Origin of the sequence: Microcystis sp. M49636_WE2 (genome assembly GCF_030065375.1) — a bacterium.
Classification (GTDB): domain Bacteria; phylum Cyanobacteriota; class Cyanobacteriia; order Cyanobacteriales; family Microcystaceae; genus Microcystis; species Microcystis aeruginosa_C.
The window spans coordinates 1-1,217 of the sequence record NZ_JASJFG010001091.1; the positions used below are offsets into that span (position 1 = coordinate 1).

The 1,217-nt window shown below is 40.1% G+C and carries 2 pseudogenes; both read right to left on the reverse strand.

The features are described 5' to 3' along the window. Positions 1 to 565: pseudogene (locus PX484_RS25295) on the reverse strand (ammonium permease); the annotation flags it as partial. A gap of 52 nt (positions 566 to 617) precedes the next feature. Beyond that, a pseudogene (locus PX484_RS25300) lies at positions 618 to 1,217 on the reverse strand (CPBP family intramembrane glutamic endopeptidase); the annotation flags it as partial.

The window sequence follows — 1,217 nt, forward strand, 5'->3', positions numbered from 1 at the left end:
AAGAAAAAGCAACTAAAAAGAAACTAAATAGCAAAAATGCCCAAAATTTAACCCTTTCTGCCACTGCTCCCGATACAATGGTCGCCGCAGTTCCCGCAAAAGTTAATTGAAAGAAAAATAAAGTGGCAATTGAACGACCTGTCCACACTTCTTGGAATTGACTGTATTGATTATTGGAGGTTAAAATTTCCAAGAAAAATCCTGTACCACCAGAGAAACTATTTTTTAGTGCGGATGTATTACCAAACATTAAACCGAAACCAAACATCCAATAAGCTAAGGCAGCAACACAGAAGACAATTAGGTTTTTAGCTAAGACATTAGTGGCGTTATTAGTACGACAAAAACCCGTTTCCAGCAGGGCAAAACCCGCATTCATAAAGAATACTAACGAGCCGGCTATTAACATCCAGAGATTAGCAACTAAATCCACAGTAGAATTATTTAAGTCTTGTGCTGTGACTTTGCCTACACCGATCAACAGCATGACGATAAGAGAGAAACAAAAAGATAGGATATTACGCAAACGCGGGCGATATTCTAGAAAAGATAATAATCGATTCATGGGGTATAGCTATGATGGGCAATTTCCCCTTTATAGTAATTGATTTAATCGCTTATCGTTCACTCAAAACTGCTTTTTTCTGGTCCAGATAGCGAGAATTGTCAGGAAAAGTAAACCCATCACTCCCGCTAAAGGATTTTTATCGATTCCAGTTAACCAATCGGGAACAGTACCAGTGTATTTAATTAACTGACCCACATTTAATATATAGTATGCCCAGACTAAACCTGCGTGCAGACCGATACTTTTACCCAAACTACCACCACAGGCGCGTTTTGCCCAACCTAGAACCAATCCTAGCAAGACTAAGGCAGGAAATTGGGGAAAAGTGCGGATAATTTCGGCTAAAGGTTTAATAAAGTGAGCAAGAGCGAAAATTAAGGCACTAATCACCAGAGCGATAGCGGGACGATAATCCTTTTCTAATTCTCCCAGTAACCAGCCGCGAAATAGTAATTCTTCGGCAAAACCCACCGCTAAAGCGACTAAAAACCCCTCTAGGATGATTTTGCTGATTTGGGGATTTGCCGGTAAGAAATTTAACCAACCTAGGAACGCTTGGGACAGAAAAAGCGAGAAAGTGAAAAATAAACCGATCGCCAAGCCGTTAATTAACTCGATCGGCGTTTTTCTTCGCCAAATCAACCCATAA